This is a genomic window from Saccharopolyspora antibiotica (assembly GCF_047200635.1).
Classification (GTDB): Bacteria; Actinomycetota; Actinomycetes; order Mycobacteriales; family Pseudonocardiaceae; genus Saccharopolyspora_C.
Genome location: NZ_JBJZOI010000005.1, coordinates 119546 through 139268, shown reverse-complemented (window position 1 = coordinate 139268; position 19723 = coordinate 119546). Strand labels below are relative to the sequence as shown.

At 72.8% G+C, this 19723-nt stretch carries 15 protein-coding genes; 10 read left to right on the top strand and 5 right to left on the bottom strand.

Going from position 1 to position 19723, the window contains the following annotated elements; genetic code table 11:
* Positions 1-14: 14 nt before the first annotated feature.
* Positions 15-422, bottom strand: a complete 408-nt coding sequence (locus ACL03H_RS05120) for a roadblock/LC7 domain-containing protein (protein WP_184485825.1) — start codon at positions 420-422, stop codon at positions 15-17.
* Between the two features lie 20 nt (positions 423-442).
* Complete coding sequence (locus ACL03H_RS05115) at positions 443-4009, bottom strand: sensor histidine kinase (protein ID WP_412809909.1); 3567 nt, start codon at positions 4007-4009, stop codon at positions 443-445.
* A 669-nt stretch (positions 4010-4678) separates the two neighbouring features.
* On the opposite strand from ACL03H_RS05115, the gene ACL03H_RS05110 reads away from it, so the two are divergent.
* The 3 genes from ACL03H_RS05110 to ACL03H_RS05100 are packed head-to-tail and all read left to right on the top strand — an operon-like array spanning position 4679 to position 7029.
* Positions 4679-5446 (top strand): ABC transporter permease, encoded by a 768-nt coding sequence (locus ACL03H_RS05110; RefSeq protein ID WP_412809908.1) that lies wholly within the window; start codon positions 4679-4681, stop codon positions 5444-5446.
* The gene (locus tag ACL03H_RS05105) at positions 5443-6246 is read left to right on the top strand and encodes an ABC transporter permease (protein WP_412809907.1); all 804 of its coding nucleotides are present in this window, start codon (positions 5443-5445) and stop codon (positions 6244-6246) included. The genes ACL03H_RS05110 and ACL03H_RS05105 overlap by 4 nt, the downstream gene beginning before the upstream one ends.
* A 3-nt stretch (positions 6247-6249) precedes the next feature.
* A complete protein-coding gene (locus ACL03H_RS05100; RefSeq protein ID WP_412809906.1) occupies positions 6250-7029 on the top strand; it encodes an ABC transporter ATP-binding protein in 780 nt (259 codons plus the stop codon).
* A gap of 281 nt (positions 7030-7310) precedes the next feature.
* Here the strand turns inward: ACL03H_RS05100 and mdlC (ACL03H_RS05095) are convergent, their stop codons facing one another.
* On the bottom strand, positions 7311-8909 hold the full coding sequence (gene mdlC, locus ACL03H_RS05095) for a benzoylformate decarboxylase (protein ID WP_412809905.1): 1599 nt from the start codon (positions 8907-8909) through the stop codon (positions 7311-7313).
* A 268-nt stretch (positions 8910-9177) separates the two neighbouring features.
* Between mdlC (ACL03H_RS05095) and ACL03H_RS05090 the strand changes: the two genes are divergently transcribed.
* The 3 genes from ACL03H_RS05090 (at position 9178) to ACL03H_RS05080 (ending at position 12506) form a co-directional block, all read left to right on the top strand.
* Positions 9178-10233 (top strand): ABC transporter substrate-binding protein, encoded by a 1056-nt coding sequence (locus tag ACL03H_RS05090; protein ID WP_412809904.1) that lies wholly within the window; start codon positions 9178-9180, stop codon positions 10231-10233.
* Between the two features lie 474 nt (positions 10234-10707).
* A complete protein-coding gene (locus ACL03H_RS05085) occupies positions 10708-11340 on the top strand; it encodes a TetR/AcrR family transcriptional regulator (protein WP_412809903.1) in 633 nt (210 codons plus the stop codon).
* A gap of 2 nt (positions 11341-11342) precedes the next feature.
* Entirely contained in the window at positions 11343-12506 is a 1164-nt protein-coding gene (locus ACL03H_RS05080) for a GDSL-type esterase/lipase family protein (protein WP_412809902.1), read from the top strand.
* A 40-nt stretch (positions 12507-12546) separates the two neighbouring features.
* Here ACL03H_RS05080 and mdlC (ACL03H_RS05075) read toward each other — a convergent pair whose 3' ends face one another.
* The gene (gene mdlC, locus ACL03H_RS05075) at positions 12547-14130 is read right to left on the bottom strand and encodes a benzoylformate decarboxylase (protein ID WP_412809901.1); all 1584 of its coding nucleotides are present in this window, start codon (positions 14128-14130) and stop codon (positions 12547-12549) included.
* A gap of 68 nt (positions 14131-14198) precedes the next feature.
* Entirely contained in the window at positions 14199-14894 is a 696-nt protein-coding gene (locus ACL03H_RS05070; protein ID WP_412809900.1) for a hypothetical protein, read from the bottom strand.
* Positions 14895-15148: 254 nt separating this feature from the next.
* On the opposite strand from ACL03H_RS05070, the gene ACL03H_RS05065 reads away from it, so the two are divergent.
* The 4 genes from ACL03H_RS05065 to ACL03H_RS05050 all read left to right on the top strand — a co-directional run bounded on the left by ACL03H_RS05065 (position 15149) and on the right by ACL03H_RS05050 (position 19600).
* Positions 15149-16822 carry a DNA repair helicase XPB gene (locus ACL03H_RS05065; RefSeq protein ID WP_412809899.1) on the top strand — a complete coding sequence of 558 codons (1674 nt, stop codon included), beginning with the start codon at positions 15149-15151 and terminating at the stop codon, positions 16820-16822.
* Positions 16823-16981: 159 nt separating this feature from the next.
* A complete protein-coding gene (locus ACL03H_RS05060) occupies positions 16982-17575 on the top strand; it encodes a suppressor of fused domain protein (RefSeq protein WP_412809898.1) in 594 nt (197 codons plus the stop codon).
* Positions 17576-17701: 126 nt separating this feature from the next.
* Positions 17702-18694, top strand: a complete 993-nt coding sequence (locus ACL03H_RS05055; protein WP_412809897.1) for an o-succinylbenzoate synthase — start codon at positions 17702-17704, stop codon at positions 18692-18694.
* A 228-nt stretch (positions 18695-18922) separates the two neighbouring features.
* The gene (locus ACL03H_RS05050) at positions 18923-19600 is read left to right on the top strand and encodes a GNAT family N-acetyltransferase (protein WP_412809896.1); all 678 of its coding nucleotides are present in this window, start codon (positions 18923-18925) and stop codon (positions 19598-19600) included.
* The last annotated feature ends 123 nt before the right edge of the window (positions 19601-19723 follow it).

Here is a 19723-nt window from a genome sequence, read left to right as displayed (position 1 = left end):
CGGCACGGCGAACGTCATCGCCGGACCATGCCCTGCAGCTGCGCGCGCAGTTCCGGCGTGAGCTGCTTGCCGACCCGCTCCACGAGCAGGGTCATCTCGTAGGCCACCAGGCCGATGTCGGCGTTCGGAGCCGCCAACACCGCCAGGCAGGACCCGTCGCTGATGGACATCAGGAACAGGTAGCCCTGCTCCATCTCGACCACGGTCTGCGTGACGTCGCCGGCCTCGAAGCAGCGCGCTGCGCCCTGCGTGAGGCTGACGAGGCCGGACGCGACCGCGGACAGCTGTTCGGCGCGGTCCCGCGGCAGCCCCTGCGAACCGGCCAGCAGCAGGCCGTCCGCGGAGACCACGACGGAGTGCGCGACGCCGGGGACCCGGCGCACGAAATCGGTGATCAGCCAACTGAAGCTGTTCTGGCTCATGGGTTGCTGGACGGACCCGGTCACTCCTGCTCCTCGGGACGGCTCTGGATCGAGCGGGGCGGTTCGGTCGAGACTGGTTCTGCCTTTGCGTGCCTACCACGCCGGACGCCGCTCTGGAAGTTCGACATCCGCCCGCGGACGGCATCGGCCGACCGCGGCGTGGCGGGTTTCACCGGCATCGGGGTCTGCGCCCGCGGGGCGGCGGAGCCCGGGACCAGGTTCGACTTCGGAACCCGCTTGGGCAGCCCCGCCGCGGTGGTCTCCTGGGTTTGGCGGGTTTGTGCCACGAGTGCTTCGGCGGCCTGCCAACCCACGTCCGCGGAACCCCAGCCCGGATCCGGCGGCGGACCGGCCAGGATGTGCCCCCCGTCGTTCGGGCGGTCCGGTTCCTCGGCCGGGACGGCTGGCAGCGCGCTGGTCGGTTCGCCGGAACCGGAACCCGCGTCCGGTTCCCGCAGGGCCCGGCGTCCGGAGGGGGCCTCCGGCTCGGCCTCGGGGGAATCCAGCTTGAGCGAGCCTGCGCTGGGCGCGGTGGCCTCCGGCGTGGGCTGGTCGCTGCCCTCCCGGAACCACTGCGAGAGCACCGCCTCGTAGATCGGCAGCCGCTCGGTCGGGGCGTCGTCGCCCTCGCGGCGGTTCTGGTGGGCGTAGCCCAGCGGCGGCGGGGTGCTGGCGGGCTGCACCGCGGTGGTGTCCAGGTCGGACCCGCCGCTGTCGCTCCCGCCGTCGTTCCCGGCCTCCCCGTTGCCGGCCTCCCAGTCGAAGCCGGCGGACGGCGGGGTGAACTGCTGGGTCTTCTCCGCCTCGTACGGGCTGTGGAACAGGTCCTGCGGCGCGCCGCCGACCCGGCCGAAGCTGGTGGTCACGTCCTCGCCGAGCTGCGGCTCATCCCAGCCGGGCGGGGTGGCGCACTGGCCCTCGAAGCCCGAGTCCTGCTCGGGTTCCTCCGGCCACACCTCGGCGGGCTGCTCGGGGGCGGCGGGACGCGCGGTCGGTGGTTCGGCGTCCGCCCGGATGGCGGCCTGCTCCGCGGTGTGCCAGCGCGGCACGTCGGTCACGCCGAAGGAATTGCCCTCGGCCACGCGGAACGAGTAGTCCGCGGGGAGGTCGTCGTCCAGCTCGTCGGAGGCGGTGTCCTGCCACTCGACGTGCTGCTGCTCGACCTCCGGGTGCTGGGCGGCGGCGGGAGCCGGTTCCGGCTCCGGCTGCTCGGCCGCTGCCGGTGCGGGGATCTCGAAGGCCGGCTCGTCGTCCTCGGTGATCCACAGCGGCGAGACGTGGGTCTTCTCGATGCCGCCGTGCCCGTTGGTGCTCACCGGCACCTGAGATCCCGTCGCGCTGGGTTCCGGCGCCGGTTCGATCGGGGTGAGCTGGGTGGACGAGTCCGTCGGGCGGCCGCTCGCGGCGGAACCGCCGAAGGCCGCGGCCAGGCCGAGGTGGGTGCCGGTGTCGGAGGATTCGCGGTCGTCCGCGGAGACCCGCTGCACGTCGGGCATCGGGCGCGGGCCGTCCGGCGTCAGCTGCACGACGAGTTCGCCGGAGAGCCGGACGCTGGCGGTCACCCCGCCTTCCAGGTCACCGTTGTTGCGCAGGTCGACCCGGATGTCGTGGCGGCGGGCCAGCTGCCCGACCACGTAGAGGCCCATCCGGCGGGAGACCGCGACGTCGATCTCCGGCGGCCGGGTGAGCCGCTCGTTGATCTCGCCGAGCTCGGCCGCGTCGATGCCCACGCCGCGGTCCCGGATCTCCAGCACCAGTTCCTGCCTGCGGTAGGCGGTGCGGACCGTGACCTCGGTGTCCGGGTTGGAGAACACGGTCGCGTTCTCCAGCAGCTCGGCGACCAGGTGCACGAAGTCGTTGACCACGCGGCCCTGGATGCCCAGCTCCGGGGAGTCGGCGACCGAGACCCGGGTGTACTGCTCCACCTCGGACACGGCGGCGCCGACGACCTCGGTCAGCGCCACGGGCTGCATCATCCGGCGGGTGAGGTCGGTGCCGCCGAGGATCAGCAGGTTCTCGTTGTTCCGGCGCATGCGGGTCGCCAGGTGGTCCAGCTCGAACAGGCTGGAGAGCTGGTCCGGGTCCTGCTCGTCCTGCTCCAGCCGGTCGATCAGCGACAGCTGCCGCTGCACCAGGGTCTGACTGCGGCGGGCCAGGTTGACGAAGAGGTCGTTGACGTTGTTCCGCAGCAGCGCCTGCTCGGAGGCCAAGCGCAACGCCTGGGAGTGCACCGCGTCGAACGAGCGGGCGACCTTGCCGATCTCCTCCCGGCTGTGGACCGGGATCGGCTCGACGTGGGCGAGCGAACCCGCGCCCGGACCGGAGTCGTTCAGGATCGCGCGGACCGCGTCCGGCAGGCCGCGGTCGGCGACCTCCAGGGCGGAGCGGCGCAGGGTGCGCAGCGAGCCCAGCAGCGAGCGGGCGACGATCAGCGCGACCGCCAGCGCGACGACCAGGGCCAGCAGGGTGGCGACGCTGATCGCGATGGTGCGCTGCTGCGCGCTCGAAGCCGCGTCGCTGGCCGCCGTCTCCAGCCCGGCGTGCAGCTGGCCGCCGACCTGGTCGATCAGGTCGACGCTCTTGTTCGAGACCTCGTCCCACTCCTGCGGGTTCAGCCCGGACAGCGACTGCTCGGCGCTGTCGAAGGCCAGCGCGCTCTGCGACATGCTGTTCGCGCGGTCGACGTCGGGGCCGGTGACGGTGTCCCGGTAGAGCTGCTGCTGCCGCTCGGTGGCGACGGCGTTGAAGTCGCTCACCGCGGTCTGGATCCGCGCCTCGGCCGCGAGCAGCTCGCGGTTCTGGTCGGTGCGGAACGACCCGGCGCGGATCGCGTCGTTGAGCAGCGCGGCGCGCAGCGAGGCGGCCTCCTGCGCGTCGGCGACGGCGTTGGTCGCCAGCGTCAGGCGCAGCAGGGTCGAGTCCCCGATGTTGCTGACCCCCTGCTGCCCGAGGTCGAGCAGCGCGTCGATGCTCTGGCTGTAGGTCCGCAGCACGCCTTCCGGCGGGTACTGGGTGTTGTCCACCGAGTCGCGGAGGCTGACCAGCCGGTTGCGCAGGTTGTCCGCTTCGATGCGGTACTGGGAGGCGATCTCCGGGTCGTTCTCGCGGATCAGCCTGCCGAAGTCGTTCAGCTCGGTGTCGACGATCCCGCGGGCGTCGTCCAGCTGGTCCCGGTTGCCGGAACGGCCGGACGCGACGTACGAGACCGCCAGGTCGCGCTCGCGCTGCAGCGCGTGGGTCAGGTCGTCGGCCGACTTCTCCAGGTGGACCTGCTGATGGGTCTGGTCGAGCAGGCTGGCGTCGCGGAACCCGTCGTAGACGTGCAGGCCACCGAACACGATGGCGCTCACGAGCGGGATCAGCAGGACCGCCAGCAGCTTGGTGCGCAGTCGCCAGTTGCTCAGCCGCCAGTCGCCGGGACCGCGGTCCTCGGTGTTCCGCGCCTGCGCTGAACCCAGCGAGGCGCCGCGACCATCGGTGCCGAGCGTCTGACCTTCGGTGCCGAGCGCCTCGCCCATGTGGTGGATACCGGCGTCCGCCTGTTCCGTGCTGCTCAGGCGCTCGCGACCTGTGTCTCCTCGGGCCACTCCAGGCTTCCTCTTTCGACAGCAGCGGAGGCTCGCACCGCTCACGAAAAATCTACACTTGCACCGCGTCCGGGTCCGAACCCGCAGCTCAGCGGACCGAAGCTCGACGCGGACGATGCACCGGCACCTATCGCGACGGTACCGGGACGCTGCGCGTTCCAGCGCAGCACAGGGTACTTGCGACGACCGTCGACGGGGAAGTGGGTAAGGCCACGGAAGGTAACGTATCGACCGCCGCTGTCACTCCAAAGAGGAGGATCGACAGCACTGGCTTAGCCCATCACTCCCCGTGGTCGTCTTGCGTTCCGCTAGCCGAAACGCCCGACCTGCTACCCGTTCGGGCTATCGCCTAGGCTCACGACCGGCTTCGCGGCTTCGCGAGCCCCGGGTCGATGACGACCACTTCGAGCAACCGTCCGACAAGTACTGGAAGCACCTTAGAGCCGAGCTCGCCGCCCCCGTCGCCTGGGTGATCATCATCCCGCTGAACTGCGACGTCGGCAGCGGTGTGGGCCGTTCGCAGCACTCGGTGCGACCACCTGCCGACCGGCCTCCGAAAGCCCGGGAAACCGCTCCGCCAGAGGAGGAGACAGTCAGGATGCGCAACACCTCCGGCCGCGACCCCGACTCGCCGCGCGCACCCGGCGCGCCAGCGGAAGGGAGCTGACGGTGGCCCGCCTCGCTCGAGGACTGGCCGGGCTGGCCGGCCTGCTGGTGATCTGGGAGCTCTGCTGCGCGATCGGGCTGCTCGACGCCCGCTTCGTCCCGCCGCCCTCGGCGGTCGGACCGCGCGTCGTCGAGCTGCTCGGCACCGACTCGGAGTTCGCGCTCGACACCACCGCGACCGTCCTGACCTTCCTCATCGCCCTGGCCCTCGCCGCGCTGATCGCGATCCCGCTGGGACTGCTGCTGGGCAGCGTCCGGCCGGCCAGGGTCGCGGGCCTGACCGTGGTGGAGTTCCTGCGCCCGCTGCCGGCGGTGGCGCTGCTCCCGCTGCTGATGCTGCTGCTCGGGTCCGGCCCGGAAACCAAGATCACGCTGGCCACCTACGCCGCGCTGTGGCCGATCCTGTTCAACACGATGTACGCGCTGGACGAGATGGACCCGCTCTACACCGACATCGCGCGGTCCTTCGGCTTCAGCAAGGTGCGCACCATGTTCACCGTCGCGCTGCCGCACGCAGCGCCGTTCATCGCCACCGGCATCCGGATCTCCGCCTCGATCGCGCTGGTCGTCGTCGTGGTGGTGGAGCTGATCGCGGGCGGTGCCCGCGGCGTCGGCACCTTCATCCTGGAGGCCAGCAGCGGCGGCGGGCAGATGGACCTGGTGCTCGCGGGCACGGTCGTCGTCGGCGTCATCGGCTACCTGATCAACTCCGGGCTGCAGCAGCTTCAGCGCAGGCTGTTCGGCTGGACCGAGAGCCGGGAGGAACTGTGACGCTGCTCCGCAACTTCCTGGGCCGCTGGGGCCTGCTGCTCGTCGTGGTGGCGCTCTGGGAGCTGGCCACCCGGCTGGCGGGCAGCGTGTACTTCCTCCCGCCGACGCGGATCGCCGCGCACGCCTGGGAGATCTGGCTGACCGGTCCGCCCGCGCGGTTGTGGTTGACCGACGCGGTGTTCGCCGACGTGCTGCCCAGCCTCGGGCGGCTGTTCGGCGGCTGGCTGATCTCGGGCGTGATCGGGGTGGCCCTCGGTCTCGCGCTCGGGCGCTCCCGCAAGGCCACCGAGTACGTGGGGCCGCTGCTGGACTTCTTCCGCTCGCTGCCCACCCCGGCGCTGGTGCCGCTGTTCCTGGTGCTGTTCAGCCTGGGCACGCCGATGCAGCTGGCCACGATCGTCTTCGGCACGGTGTTCACCGTCGTGCTCAACACCGCCGACGGCGCGGCCTCGGTGGACGCGGTCAAGGAGCAGACCGCGCGGGCGTTCGGGATCGGGCGGCTGGACTGGTGGACGCGGATCGTGCTGCCCGCGGCCGCGCCGAAGATCTTCGCCGGGCTCCGGGTCAGCCTCTCGCAGGCGCTGATCCTGATGGTGGTCTCCGAGATGGTGGGCGCCAGCAGCGGCCTCGGCTTCCAGCTCGTCTACGCGCAGCAGCAGTTCGAGTTCCCCGACCTGTGGGCCGGGATCGTGCTGCTGGCCCTGCTGGGCTACCTGCTCAACACCGGCCTGCTCGCGGTGCAGCGGCGCGCGCTGAGCTGGCAACAACGCTCCGACCAGCCCGCTCAAGCGAAAGGATGACCCGTGAGCACCATGCTGGAAGTCACCGGGCTCGGGCACACCTACCCCGGCAAGCAGCGGCACGTCGCCATCGACGAGCTGGGCTTCACCGTCCGCTCCGGTGAGCTGACCTGCATCGTCGGCCCCTCGGGCTGCGGCAAGTCCACGCTGCTGCGACTGGTCGCCGGTCTGCAGAAGCCCACCGCGGGCCGGGTGGAGCTGCACGGCACCGAGATCGACGGGGTCCCCGAGGACCTGGCCGTGGTGTTCCAGGACTACAGCCGCTCGCTGTTCCCGTGGATGACGGTGCGCGGCAACGTGGAGTTCCCGTTGCGCACGCGCTCGGTGAACCGCCGGGAGCGCGCCGAGGAGGCGCTGGCCTGGGTGGGGCTCTCCGATGCGGCGAAGAAGTACCCGTGGCAGCTCTCCGGCGGGATGCAGCAGCGGGTGGCGATCGCCCGCGCGCTGGCCACCCGGCCCGCGCTGCTGCTGATGGACGAGCCGTTCGCCTCGGTGGACGCCCAGACGCGGTTCGAGCTGGAGGACCTGCTGCTGTCGGTGCGCCGGGAGTACGGCAGCACGATCCTCCTGGTCACGCACGACATCGACGAGAGCATCTACCTCGGCGACCGGGTGCTGGTGCTCTCGAAGTCCCCCGCGACCGTGGTGTCCGAACTGGACGTGCCGCTGGGCGATCAGCGGGATCAGATCGGCACCCGGGCCTCCGCGGAGTTCGTGCGGCTGCGCAGCCACGTGGCCCGGCTGCTGCACTCCCCCGACGCCCCGGTCGCGGCCGGGAGCTGATCGCGCGGGGAGCGGCGGAGGCAGCCGCTCCCCGCCCGCACCGCTTTCCCCGATCGCACTCCTGTTCGCGATCGCGCTCAGTGATCGCGCCTTTGATTCACCCCGCGCGCATTCGGCGATTGATCGCGAGCGGATTCGCGCCTTACCCGGGAGTAATGATCACTCTCCGAATTCGGCGCTCCGGAAGAATCTTGGCAACTCTGGGGAAACCCCGCTTTTCCCGATGCTTCCCGGCGGACGAACAATCCTCGTAAGGGATATCCCTGGAATTCGCCGAACGATCAGTAGAGCTTCCGGGAGCTGGCCGCCACCGGGACGTGCAGCACGGTCGGCCCGGGCTCCGCCAGCGACTCCCGCAGCCGCTGCTCCAGCTCCGCCAGGTCCTCCACCCGGTGCGCCGCGCAACCCAGCCCCCGGGCGACCGCGACGAAGTCGATGCCGCCGAGCGCGGTGCCGGGCATCTTGCCGTCGGAGCCGACCTCGCCCAGGACCCGCACGGCCGCGTACTCCTCGTTGTCCAGCACCAGCATCGTCAGCGAGGCGTGCTCCTGGGCCGCGGTCCACAGCGCCTGGATGCCGTACATGCTGGCGCCGTCGCCGATGATCCCCAGCACCGGCCGGGACGGGGCCGCGAGCGCGGTACCGACCAGCGCGGAGATGCCGTAGCCCAGCGAACCGCTCGCCCCGGCGTGGAAGTCCTGGTCCGGAGAGCGGAACGGCAGGTGGCGCTGGATGGCCTGCTTGTGCGTGGGCGCCTCGGTGACCACCACGGCGTCCGCGGGGAGCAGGTCGTGCACCAGGCTGATCACGTGCTCCGCGGCGGGTGGGGAGGTCAGCTCGGGGAGGCCCGGCCGCACCCATCCCGCGGCCGCCGCCCGGCCGGAGCGCTCCACCAGCGGCAGCAGCTGGTGCAGCGCGGTGGCCAGCCCCGCGTGCACCCCGCGCAGGTGCCGGGAGCGGGCCAGGACGTCCGGATCGTCGCTGATCAGGAAGCCGCGCGGGCGCGGGTGCTCCTCCGCTCCGCCCCGGTGGACGTGGTAGGTGAACGCGGGCGCGCCGAGCACCACGACCAGGTCGTGCTCGGCCAGCGCGGCGGCGACCGCCGGCTCGGAGGGCTGCAGGAACCCGGCGAACTGCGGGTGGGTCTCCGGGAACGAGGAGCGCGAGACCATCGGCGGGATCCACACCGCCGCGCCGGTGCGCTCGGCCAGCTCCACCAGCTCGGCCACCGCGCCCGCCTCGACCACGGCGGGCCCGGCCACGAGGGCGGGGCGCTCGCAGTCGCGCAGCGCCGCGGCCAGCTCGTCTACCACCGCCGGATCGGCGGCGGGCGGGGCGATCGAGGCCGGGGCGCTCACCGGCTCGCCGGGCTCGTCCCAGTCGTCGGCGGGCACGGACAGGAACACCGGACCGCGCGGGGTCTGCATGGCCATCTGGTACGCCCTGATCAGCGCCAGCGGCACGTCGGCCGCGCGGGCGGGCTCCAGCGACCACTTCACGTAGGGCTTGGGGAACTGGGCGGCCTCGGTGGAGCCCAGGAACGGGTCGTCCGGCAGCAGCCTGCGGACCTGCTGACCGGCGAGCACGATCATCGGGGTCCGGTTGCGGTAGGCGCCGAACACGGCGCCGAGCGCGTGCCCGAGCCCGCCCGCGGAGTGCAGGTTGACCAGCACGGCGTTGCCGGTCTGCTGCGCGTAGCCGTCGGCCATCGAGGTCACCACGGACTCCTGGAGGCCGAGCACGTACCGGAAGTCGTCCGGCCACTGATCCAGGAACGGGACCTCCGTGGTGCCCGGGTTGCCGAAGACGGTCGTGAGACCGAGATCGCGCATGAGGCCGCGAGTGATATCGCGCACGGTGGGCGCATCCGGAGCGTTCATCAGCATTCTCCTCAGCCGGGGTCGCTTTCCCACATTTCCCTCAATGGGAGAAAAAGTGCCACCGAACGCGCACAGGACTACGCCGGGACCCAATGCAATTACGTTTGGTCACCGGGGACTAGATCACCTTGACACGCTCGGGCAACTGCGATTCCAATCCTATTGCAGCCTGTTAAGCAGGCCAGACGTGGGCTTCCGGCGCCACCCCGCTCGGCTAGCTTCGTTCGCCACCGTTCCACCCCGCTCGCCCCCGAGGAGGCACCCCCGTATGCCGAGCAGACCGACCGGAACCGCCCCGCGCGGAACCCGGCGGCGCGCCACCCGCGCGCTGCTCTCCCTTGCCACGATCGGCATCACGACGTTCGCCCTGAGCGGCTGCGGTCTGCTCAGCGGTTCGGACGGGGCGAGCGAGGGCTCCAGCGGCGGGCTGGAGAAGGACACGATCGTCGTGGGCTCGCTGCCCGCGCTGTCCCAGGCGCCGGTGGCCGTGGCCCAGGCGAAGGGCTACTTCGCCGAGGAGGGGCTGACCGTCAAGGTGCAGCCGGTCTCCGACGGCCCGGCGGCGCTGACGGCGCTGATCTCCGGGCAGAACGACATGAGCCTCGGCAGCTACACCGCGCCGATCAAGGCGCAGGCGACGGGCGCGGCGGACCTCAAGATCATCAGCGAGATGATGATCTCGGTTCCGAACACCATGAACATCATGGTGCTGCCCGGCTCCAGGATCAAGAAGCCGGAGGACCTGGCCGACGCCAAGATCGCCTACAGCGCACCGGGCGCGATCACCGACATCGGGACCAAGGCGGCCCTGCAGGACCGGGGCATCAACGTCAACGACGACCAGTTCGTGCGCTTCGGCTTCCCGGACATGCTGCCCGCGCTGCAGAACGGGCAGATCGACGCCGCGGTGATGACCGAGCCGTTCATCACCCAGGCCGCCAAGAAGGCGGGCGCGGTGTCCATCATGGACGCCTTCTCCGGCGGGACCGCGGACTTCCCGGTGGCGGGCGCGATGACGACCGCGAAGTTCGCCGAGGACAACCCGAAGACGCTGCGCGCCTTCCAGCGCGCGGTGCAGAAGGCGCAGGTGACCGGGCAGAACCGGGCCGAGGTCACGCCGCTGCTGCCGAACTTCGCGAAGATCAGCCCGGAGCTGGCGCCGATCGTGGAGCTGGGCAAGATCCCGACCTCGATGGACGCCGCCCGGTTGCAGCGGGTCGCCGACCTGATGCTGCGGTTCAACCAGATCAGCGAGCCGATCGACGTCTCCACGATGCTCGTCGAACCGCCGCCTCTGGAGCAGGATTCGACCGGCGGCGCCTGAGAGCGCGGCACCAGCCAGATCCAGCGGGTTCGCCGGCGACCGGGGGCGGGTCGCCGGCGAACTCCGCTCCGGCCCGGCCTCCGCTTCGACGCGGGGCCCGGCCGCGCCCGCCGATCGCTCGCGCGACCGGTGCACGACCCCGCCCCCACCGCGATCCGCCGGCCTCAGCGGTCGCCCGCCGCCCCGCCGCTGAACGCGACCCGGCCGAGCCGCGCATCACCCCCGGCCTCGGGCCGTGCGCACGACCCGCTCCGCCGCGGCGTCCCGCGCGCCCGCCGATCTCGGGCCGACGTCTTCGCCTCCCCTCCGCGCCGCCGGTGCGGCCGGTGGCGCGCATCGCCGGGGCACCCGGACGCTCCTGTTCTCGTTCCCGCGCCTGAGCGCCGCGCGCGGCGGCGGCCGGACGCCGCGCTTCCGAACCGATGCTCGCCACCTCAGTAGTGCTATCCTCATTTTGCCTATAGACTTTAGGCAATGGGCTTGAACGATGAGGAGGCGATGGTGGCGCGTGCGGGGCTGACCGCGGAACGGCTCGTCCTGGCCGGTGCGGAGCTGGCCGACGAGGCCGGGTTCGACCAGGTCACGGTCTCGGCGCTGGCCCGGCGGTTCGACGTGAAGGTCGCCAGCCTGTACTCGCACCTGAAGAGCTCCCACCAGCTGAAGACCGATATCGCGCTGCTCGCCCTGGCCGAGCTCGCCGACCGGGCCGCCGAGGCCCTGGCGGGGCGCTCGGGCAAGGACGCCCTGATCGCCTTCGGCGACGTCTTCCGCGACTACGCCCGCGAACACCCAGGCCGCTACGCCGCCACCCGCGTCGAGCTCTCCCCGGAGGCCGCCGCGGCCAGCGCGGGCGGCAGGCACGCGCAACTGATGCGAGCGATCCTGCGCGGCTACGACCTGGCCGAACCGGAGCAGACCCACGCGGTCCGGCTGATGGGCAGCGTCTTCCACGGCTACGTGAGCCTGGAACTCAGCGGCGGCTTCAGCCACAGCGCCCCGGACTCGCAGCAGAGCTGGGAATTCGCGCTGGACTCCCTGGACGCCCTGCTGCGCGGGCTGCCCCGATCATCCGGCCCCGGCCGACCCGACACCGACGAACGGCACTGACGATGAACACCGAGCTGACCACCATCCCGATCACCGCCGAGCTGGTCCGCGGCGCCCTGGAACTGGAGCGCACCGAGCACGGGCTGCTGACCCGAAGGCTGCCCGCCTGGGCCCGCGCCCAGTTCAGCGATCTCCAGCTGTCCATGGTGGAGCCGCAGTCCTCGGGCGTGCGGCTGGCGCTGCGCACCCGCGCCACCACCGTCGAGCTCGACGCGCTGCCCACCAAGCGCGGTTTCGCGGGCATCCCGCCGCTGCCGGACGGCGGTTACGACCTCCTCGTCGACGGCGAGCTCGCAGCGCGGACCACCGTGCCCGGCGGCAACCGGCTGGTGCTCGACGCGACCACCGGCGGCTCGGAACTGCTGCCCGGCGACCCGGGGACCGCGCGCTTCACCGGCCTGCCGGATCGACTCAAGGACGTCGAGATCTGGTTGCCGCACAACGAGGTCACCGAGCTCGTCGCGCTGCGCGCCGACGCGCCCGTCGAACCCCTCCCGGACCGGGGGCGGCCGGTGTGGCTGCACCACGGCAGCTCCATCAGCCACGGCTCCAACGCCACCGCGCCCACCGGGATCTGGCCCGCGGTCGCCGCGCTCGGCGGCGGGGTGGAGCTGGTCAACCTGGGCTTCGGCGGCAGCGCGCTGCTCGACCCGTTCACCGCCCGCGCGATGCGCGACACCCCGGCCGACCTGATCAGCGTCAAGATCGGGATCAACCTGGTGAACTCGGACTCGATGCGGGTGCGCACGTTCGTCCCGGCGGTGCACGGCTTCCTGGACACCGTCCGCGAAGGACATCCGGAGACGCCGCTGCTGGTCATCTCGCCGATCCACTGCCCGATCCACGAGGACACCCCGGGCCCGGGCGCCCCCGACTTCAGCTCGGGACGGCTGTCGTTCCGGGCCACCGGGGACCCGGCCGAGGTGGCGCAGGGGCGGCTCACGCTGCGGGTGATCCGGGAGGAGCTCGCCCGCGTGGTGCGGGAGCGGGCCCAGACCGACCCGAACCTGCGCTACCTGGACGGCGAAGAGCTCTACGGGCCCGAGGACCACGCCGAGCTGCCGCTGCCCGACGCGCTGCACCCGGACGCCGCCGCGCACCAGCGCATCGGGGAGCGCTTCGCCGCCCTGGCCACGGCCGAAGGCGGGTTCTTCACCGCTCGCTGAGGTCCCGGCGCCCAGCGCGGGCCGGTTCGACGCCGGGCGATCAGTAGAGGGCGCGCGGCCGGGGATCCACGTGCACGTGCAGCAGGCGGGGCCCGGTGGTGGGCTCGGCGAGCGCGGTGGCGAGCTGCCCGGCGGTTCGGATCGTGCTCGCCGGGCAGCCGAGGGCGCGGGCGAGGGCGGCGAAGTCGATGCCGCCGAGCTCCACCCCGGGCAGCTCGCGGCCCCCGCCCCGATCGCCGAGCACCGCCACCGCCGCGTATCGGGCGTTGTCCAGCACCGCGAAGGTCACCGGCGCCTCCTCCCGCACCGCCGTCCACACCGCCTGGAAGCCGTACATGCTGGCGCCGTCGCCGAGCAGCGCCAGCACCGGCCGCTCCGGCCGCGCGATCGCCGCACCCACCGCCGCGCCGATGCCGTAGCCCAGCGTTCCCGACGCCGTGGTGAGGAAGCCGCCGTCGCGGGAGGTGATCGGGAAGTGCTCGTGCAGGTCGTTGCGGTGGCTCGGGGCCTCCTCCACCACGACCCGGTCCCGGTCCCAGCCCGCGCGCAGCTCGGCCAGCGCGCGGGCCGCGGTGAGCGGCGGGCCCGGCTCCGGGCGCGGCGGTCCGGGGCGCGCGACGGGCGCGGGGCGGTCCGCGCCGGGCCGGGCGAGCTCGGCGACGCGGCGGACCGCGGCCCCCACCCCGCCCAGCACCCCCCGGCCGCGGCGGGCGCGGGCCAACGCCTCCGGGTCGTCGTGCACCAGGAACAGCTCGGGCAGCTCGTGCTCGGCCTCGCCCCGGTCGACGTGGTAGGTGAACGCGGGCGCGCCCCAGACCACGACCAGGTCGTGCGCGGCGAGCTCCGCGGCGAGCAGCTTCCGCTCGGGGTGCAGGAAACCGGCGAAGCACGGGTGGTCCTCGGGGAAGGAGCAGCGAGCCGACAGCGGGCTCACCCACACCGCCGCCCGGGTGCGCTCGGCGAGTTCCACCAGCCCGGGGACCGCGCCGTCGTGATCGACGGCGGGCCCGACGACGAACGCGGGCCGCGCGGCACCGTCCAGCGCGGTCACCAGCTCGGACAGCGCCGCTGGGTCCGGCGCCGCCGCCGAGGTCGCCGGGCGCGCGGGCACGGGCTCGGCGGGCCGGTCCCAGTCGTCGGCGGGCACCGAGACGAACACCGGGCCCTGCGGCGCGGTCGTCGCGATCCGGTGCGCGCGAGCCAGCGCGGCGGGCACGTCGCCGGCCGTCGCGGGCTCCAGCGAGGACTTGACGTGCGGGCGTGGGAAGGCGGCCGCGTCGGTGGCGCTCAGGAACGGCTCGTCCGGCAGCAGCGCCCGCACCTGCTGCCCGGCCGTGATGATCATCGGGGTGCGGTTGCGGTGCGCGGTGAACACCGAGCCCAGCGCGTGCCCGAGCCCGCCCGCCGAGTGCAGGTTCACCAGCACCGGCTCGCGGCGCGCCTGCGCGTAGCCGTCGGCCATCGCCACCACCACCGACTCCTGCAGGCCCAGGACGTAGCGGAAGTCGTCCGGCCAGCCGGTGAGGAAGGGGACCTCGGTGGTGCCGGGGTTGCCGAACACCGTGGTCAGGCCCAGTTCCCGCAGCAGCGCCCGCGTGACCTCCCGGACCGTCCCCGCGTCCATCGGCGACCTCCCGCTCGACGTTCCCGTCCGCCATCACCCCAGCACACCGGGATGCTCCGGTCCACCGATCACTTCGAGCGGAAGCAGAACGTCTTCGGCGGGTCGTGGTGGACCGCGTAGTTCTCCGTTCCCTCGGGACAGCCGGGCTCGCCCACCTCGGTGTCGATCGCGGCGAGCACCTCGACGTTCGCCTGCCGGCTGCCGCAGGGCACCTTGGTGTCGATGCCCAGCGGACTCAGCCCGCCGCCGGGGACCTTCTGGCAGTCGCCCGCGACCACGTCGGGCATCAGGCACAGCGTGGTGCTGCCCTTGGTGATCTCGGAGGACTCGCTGTCGCAGGGCTCGAAGTCCCGCTTCACCTCGATCACCTCGTGGTCGGAGTCCGCGGTCCCGCAGGTGGTCGTCTCGAACGTGAAGTTCTCCGGGGAGTCGTCGGTGACGGCCACGCACTGCCCCGCCTCCGCGGCGCCGACGCCCGCCGGGAGCAGCGCGGTGCCCGCGGTGATCCCGATGCCGAGCAGCAGCAGGCCACCGCAGCCGAAAACACCCGCGAGCATCCGCCCGCTCCGCTTCGGCGCCGGGCCCGGCAGGGACGGCGTCCGCGTCCCGGCATCCGGGAGCGCGTACCGCGCGTTCCCCTCCCAGGAGGAATCCTGCTGGGTGAACCACGGGTGCACGTGCGGGGCCTGCGGGTGACCCGGCGGCACGACCGGTCGCGGGGAGACCGGCTGCTGGGGACATCCCGGGGGGAGGGGACCGCTCACGACTTCTCCTCAAATGATCTAGGACCGAGCGGGAAACCTAGCCGACGCCCGTGCCGGGCGAGCGCGAAACCCGGAAAAGGCGCCCGCCCGCCCGCTCGGCCCGACGCCCGGGTGGGCGGTGGAATACTGGTGGCCGGTCCCGCCGTTGTCCCCCCGACCCCGATCACCTGCGCAAAGGCCTCGACGCCCGCGCGAGGCCCGCCGTCCGAGGACCCCGCCACCCGGTGTCCCAAGCCACCCGAGGAGCCGCCCCCGTGACCGACGGACCGCTCATCGTCCAGTCCGACAAGACCCTGCTGCTCGAGGTCGACCACGCGCAGGCGGACGACGCCCGCTCCGGGATCGCCCCGTTCGCCGAGCTGGAGCGCGCCCCCGAGCACGTGCACACCTACCGGATCACCCCCCTGGCGCTGTGGAACGCGCGCGCCGCGGGACACGACGCAGAGCAGGTCGTCGACGGGCTGGTCCGGTTCTCCCGGTACCCCGTCCCGCAGGCGCTGCTGGTGGACATCGTCGAGACGATGGGCCGATTCGGGCGGCTCCAGCTCGCGCAGGACCCGGCGCACGGGCTGGTGCTGATCTCCCTGGACCGCGCGGTGCTGGAGGAGGTGCTGCGCAACAAGAAGGTGCAGCCGATGCTCGGCGCCCGCATCGACGACGACACCGTCGCGGTGCACCCCAGCGAGCGCGGCAGGCTCAAGCAGCTGCTGCTCAAGATCGGCTGGCCCGCCGAGGACCTCGCGGGCTACGTGGACGGCGAGGCGCACCCCATCGAGCTGGCGCAGGACGGCTGGGCGCTGCGCGACTACCAGCGCCAAGCCGTGCAGTCGTTCTGGGCGGGCGGCTCCGGCGTCGTGGTGCTGCCCTGCGGCGCGGGCAAGACCCTCGTCGGCGCCGCCGCGATGGCCGAGGCGGGGGCCACCACGCTGATCCTCGTCACCAACACGGTCGCGGGCAGGCAGTGGAAGCGGGAGCTGATCGAGCGCACCTCGCTGACCGAGGAGGAGATCGGCGAGTACTCCGGGGAGAAGAAGGAGATCCGCCCCGTCACCATCGCCACTTACCAGGTGATCACCCGCAAGTCGAAGGGTGAGTACAAGCACCTCGAGCTGTTCGACTCCCGGGACTGGGGGCTGGTCGTCTACGACGAGGTGCACCTGCTGCCCGCGCCGGTGTTCCGGATGACCGCCGACCTGCAGTCCCGCCGCCGACTCGGGCTCACCGCCACGCTGGTGCGCGAGGACGGCCGGGAGGGCGACGTGTTCTCGCTGATCGGGCCGAAGCGCTACGACGCGCCGTGGAAGGACATCGAATCGCAGGGCTGGATCGCGCCCGCCGACTGCGTCGAGGTGCGGGTGACGCTCACCGAGAACGAGCGGATCCAGTACGCGACCGCGGAGGCCGAGGAGCGCTACAAGCTCTGCTCGACCGCCCGCACCAAGATCCCCGTGGTCCGCGCGGTCCTCGACCAGCACCCGGGGGAACCCGCGCTGGTCATCGGCGCCTACCTGGAGCAGCTGCACGAGCTCGGCGAGGCGCTGGACGCCCCGATCGTCGAGGGCTCCACGAAGAACAAGGAACGCGAGGAGCTGTTCGACGCGTTCCGCCGCGGCGAGATCTCCCGGCTCGTGGTGTCGAAGGTCGCGAACTTCTCCATCGACCTGCCGGAGGCCTCGGTCGCGGTGCAGGTCTCGGGCACCTTCGGCTCCCGGCAGGAGGAAGCGCAGCGGCTCGGCCGGTTGCTGCGGCCCAAGGCCGAGCGCAAGCAGGCGCACTTCTACTCGGTGGTCTCCCGCGACACCCTGGACACCGACTACGCCGCGCACCGGCAGCGGTTCCTGGCCGAGCAGGGCTACGCCTACCGCATCGTCGACGCCGACGACCTGCTCGGACCGGCGCTGCCCGACGCCGCGCCGCCCGGTGAGTGAGGGACCCCTGATCTCGTTCCGCGAGACCACCGATAGGTTGCGGTACCCGCCGCCGCGCCTCCGGAGCGAGGTCGTATTTTCGTGGTAGTCGGCGAAACCGCCCGGACCCATGTCGGCACCCGTTACCGTTGCGAGAGCACACGCAGCACTGGAGATCGGATGACCACCGAGAAGCACAACACCGCGATGGGTGGTGCGCACCGGTTCATCGGGCTGGCGGAGAACCTCGAGCGGCACGCGGGCACCCCGACCGCCGCGGAACCACCCAACGTGCGCGGTGAGAACCGCGGCTACGGTCTGGTGTTCTTCCACCTGGAGCAGTACCACCTGAGCACCGTGATCAGCTCGGGACTGCGGTTTCAGCCGCTGGGGGCCGATCCGGCGCAGGAGCTGGCGTGCACGGTCTACAAGGAGCAGGCCGAGGCCGCCCGGCACCTGGTGGACGTGACCTCCGAGCTGCTGGTGCAGAGCGGCACGCACCTGGTCCCGGACCAGATCGTGCCGAACGAGAGCCCGCTGCTGCCGGGCACCGAGTTCTACGGGGTGCTGGCCAGCGGGCACCCGCTGTTCCCGCCGGAGTTCACCCGCTTCACCGACCCGGAGGGCGTCGAGCAGTTGCAGGTCTACACCCTGCTGCCGGTAACCCTGGGCGAGCTGAACTACATCCTCGACAACGGAGTCACCGCGCTGCGCCAGCAGTGGGCGCGGTTCGAGGTCGATGTGTTCGATCTCGGCCGCCCCAGCGTCGCCTGACGCGCGCGGACCCACCGCACCGGCCGCCTCCGGGCAGGGCCGGTGCTTCGCGCCGCGCGCGGTGCGGCCCCGCCGCACCGCGCGTCGCGACCAGGAGTGGCGGACGAGAGCCGGGAGGAACGCCGAATGACCGCGAACGGGTCGACCATCAGCCTGGCCGAGCTGGAGGCGGTGCGCGTCTACGGCCTGCCGATGCGCACCCGCTTCCGCGGCATCACCCGCAGGCAGGGAGTGCTGCTGGGCGGGCCCGCCGGGTGGGGGGAGTTCTGCCCGTTCGAGGACTACGACGACGACGCCTCGGTGCCCTGGCTGGCCGCGGCCCTGGAGGCCTGCGCCGGGAGCTGGCCCGAACCCGTGCGCGACCGCGTCCCGGTGAACTGCACCGTGCCCGCCGTGGACGCCGAACGGGCGCGCGCGATCGTCGCCGCCTCCGGCTGCACCACCGCGAAGGTCAAGGTCGCCGAGCCCGGCCAGGACCCCCGCGCCGACCTGGAACGGGTCGAAGCCGTGCGCGACGCGCTGGGGCGATCCGGAGCGATCCGGGTCGACGCGAACGCCGCCTGGGACGTGGACACCGCCGTGGCCCGGATCGGCGAGCTGGACCGGGCGGCGGGCGGCCTGGAGTACGTGGAGCAGCCCAGCCCGTCCATCGAGGAGCTCGCCGCCGTGCGCCGCAGGGTGTCGGTGCGCATCGCCGCCGACGAGTCGATCCGCCGCGCCGAGGACCCGCTGCGGGTCGCGGTGGCCGAGGCCGCCGACGTCGCGGTGCTCAAGGCGACCCCGCTCGGCGGGGTGCGGCGGGCGCTGCGGGTCGCGGAGGCCTGCGGGCTGCCCTGCGTGGTCTCCTCGGCGGTGGAGACCAGCGTCGGCCTCGCCGCGCAGCTCGCGCTGGCCGGGGCGCTGCCGGAGCTGCCGTTCGCCTGCGGGCTCGGCACGACCTCGCTGCTGGACGGCGACGTCGTGGAGGACTCGCTGATCCCCCGGGGCGGCTGGCTCCCCGTCCCGCTCCAGCCGCCGCACCCGGACCCGGCGCTCGTCGCCGCCGCCACCCCTTCCGCCGAGGACCAGCGCCGCTGGCTCGACCGCCTGGTCCGGGTCCACACCCTCCTCACCCGCTGACCCCCGGCCCCACCGTCCGACCGCCCGACCGCCCGACCGCGATTTCTCACGAAATCGCGGCCCGCCCTCGCCCCGCCCCCGCACGATTTCGCGAGAAATCTCCCTCCCCGGCCCCCGGATGGCGCGATTTCGCGAGAAATCGCCTCCGCGCAGGGGGTGGTGGGGCGATTTCGCGGGAAATCGCGTCGCCACCGGTGGCCTCGGCGGGGCGGTGCGGGGAGGCGGTGGTTGGCTGGGGGGATGGTGCCCCCGCTCCCCGACCTGATCCGCCGCTGGCAGCACGGCTGGGGTGTGGCCTGCGGACTCGCGCCCGCGGACGAAGCGGACGGGGCGCTGCACGTGCTGTCCGGCAAGCCGGGCCGGAACCTGGAGAGCATCGTGCTCGACGCCGACGGCGACCCCGCGGCGCTCCGGGCGCTCGCCGCGCAGGTCGCCGGTTCCCCGGACCCGGACTGGCTGACGGTGCCGACCACCTCGCCCCGGCAGGTCGCCGACGCGCTGTCCGAGGAGGGCGTCCGGCTCTGCACCGCGCAGGAGCACTTCATGGCGATCTCCCTCGCCGAGCACCCCGATCGGCCCGCCGAGCTCCCGTACCAGGTGGTGCTGGAGCGGGACGGCCCGCTGCTCGACGTCCGGATCACCGACGAGCGCGGGGAGCCCGCCGCGCACGGGCTGGCGGTCGTGCACCAGGAGTTCGCGGTGGCGCACAACATCGCCACCTACCGGGCGCACCGCAGGCGGGGTCTTGGCGGAGCGGTGATGGGCGAACTCGTGCGCGAGGCGCGTCGCCGCGGCGCCCGCACCGGGCTGCTCGTCGCCAGCAGGCAGGGGCGGCAGCTCTACACCGCGCTCGGATGGACACCCCTCGCCGAAGTGGTCAGCGGCGGAACCCGGCCCCGGCGCTGAGGCCGGCAGCCCGCATCTCACCCACCGCAGGAGGGTGCCGGCCCGACGCGACGCGCGTTTCCCGGCGGTCGCTGCGCAGGGGCGCACGGCCGGAGGCGCGCGAACGGCGGGCACGCCCCGCCG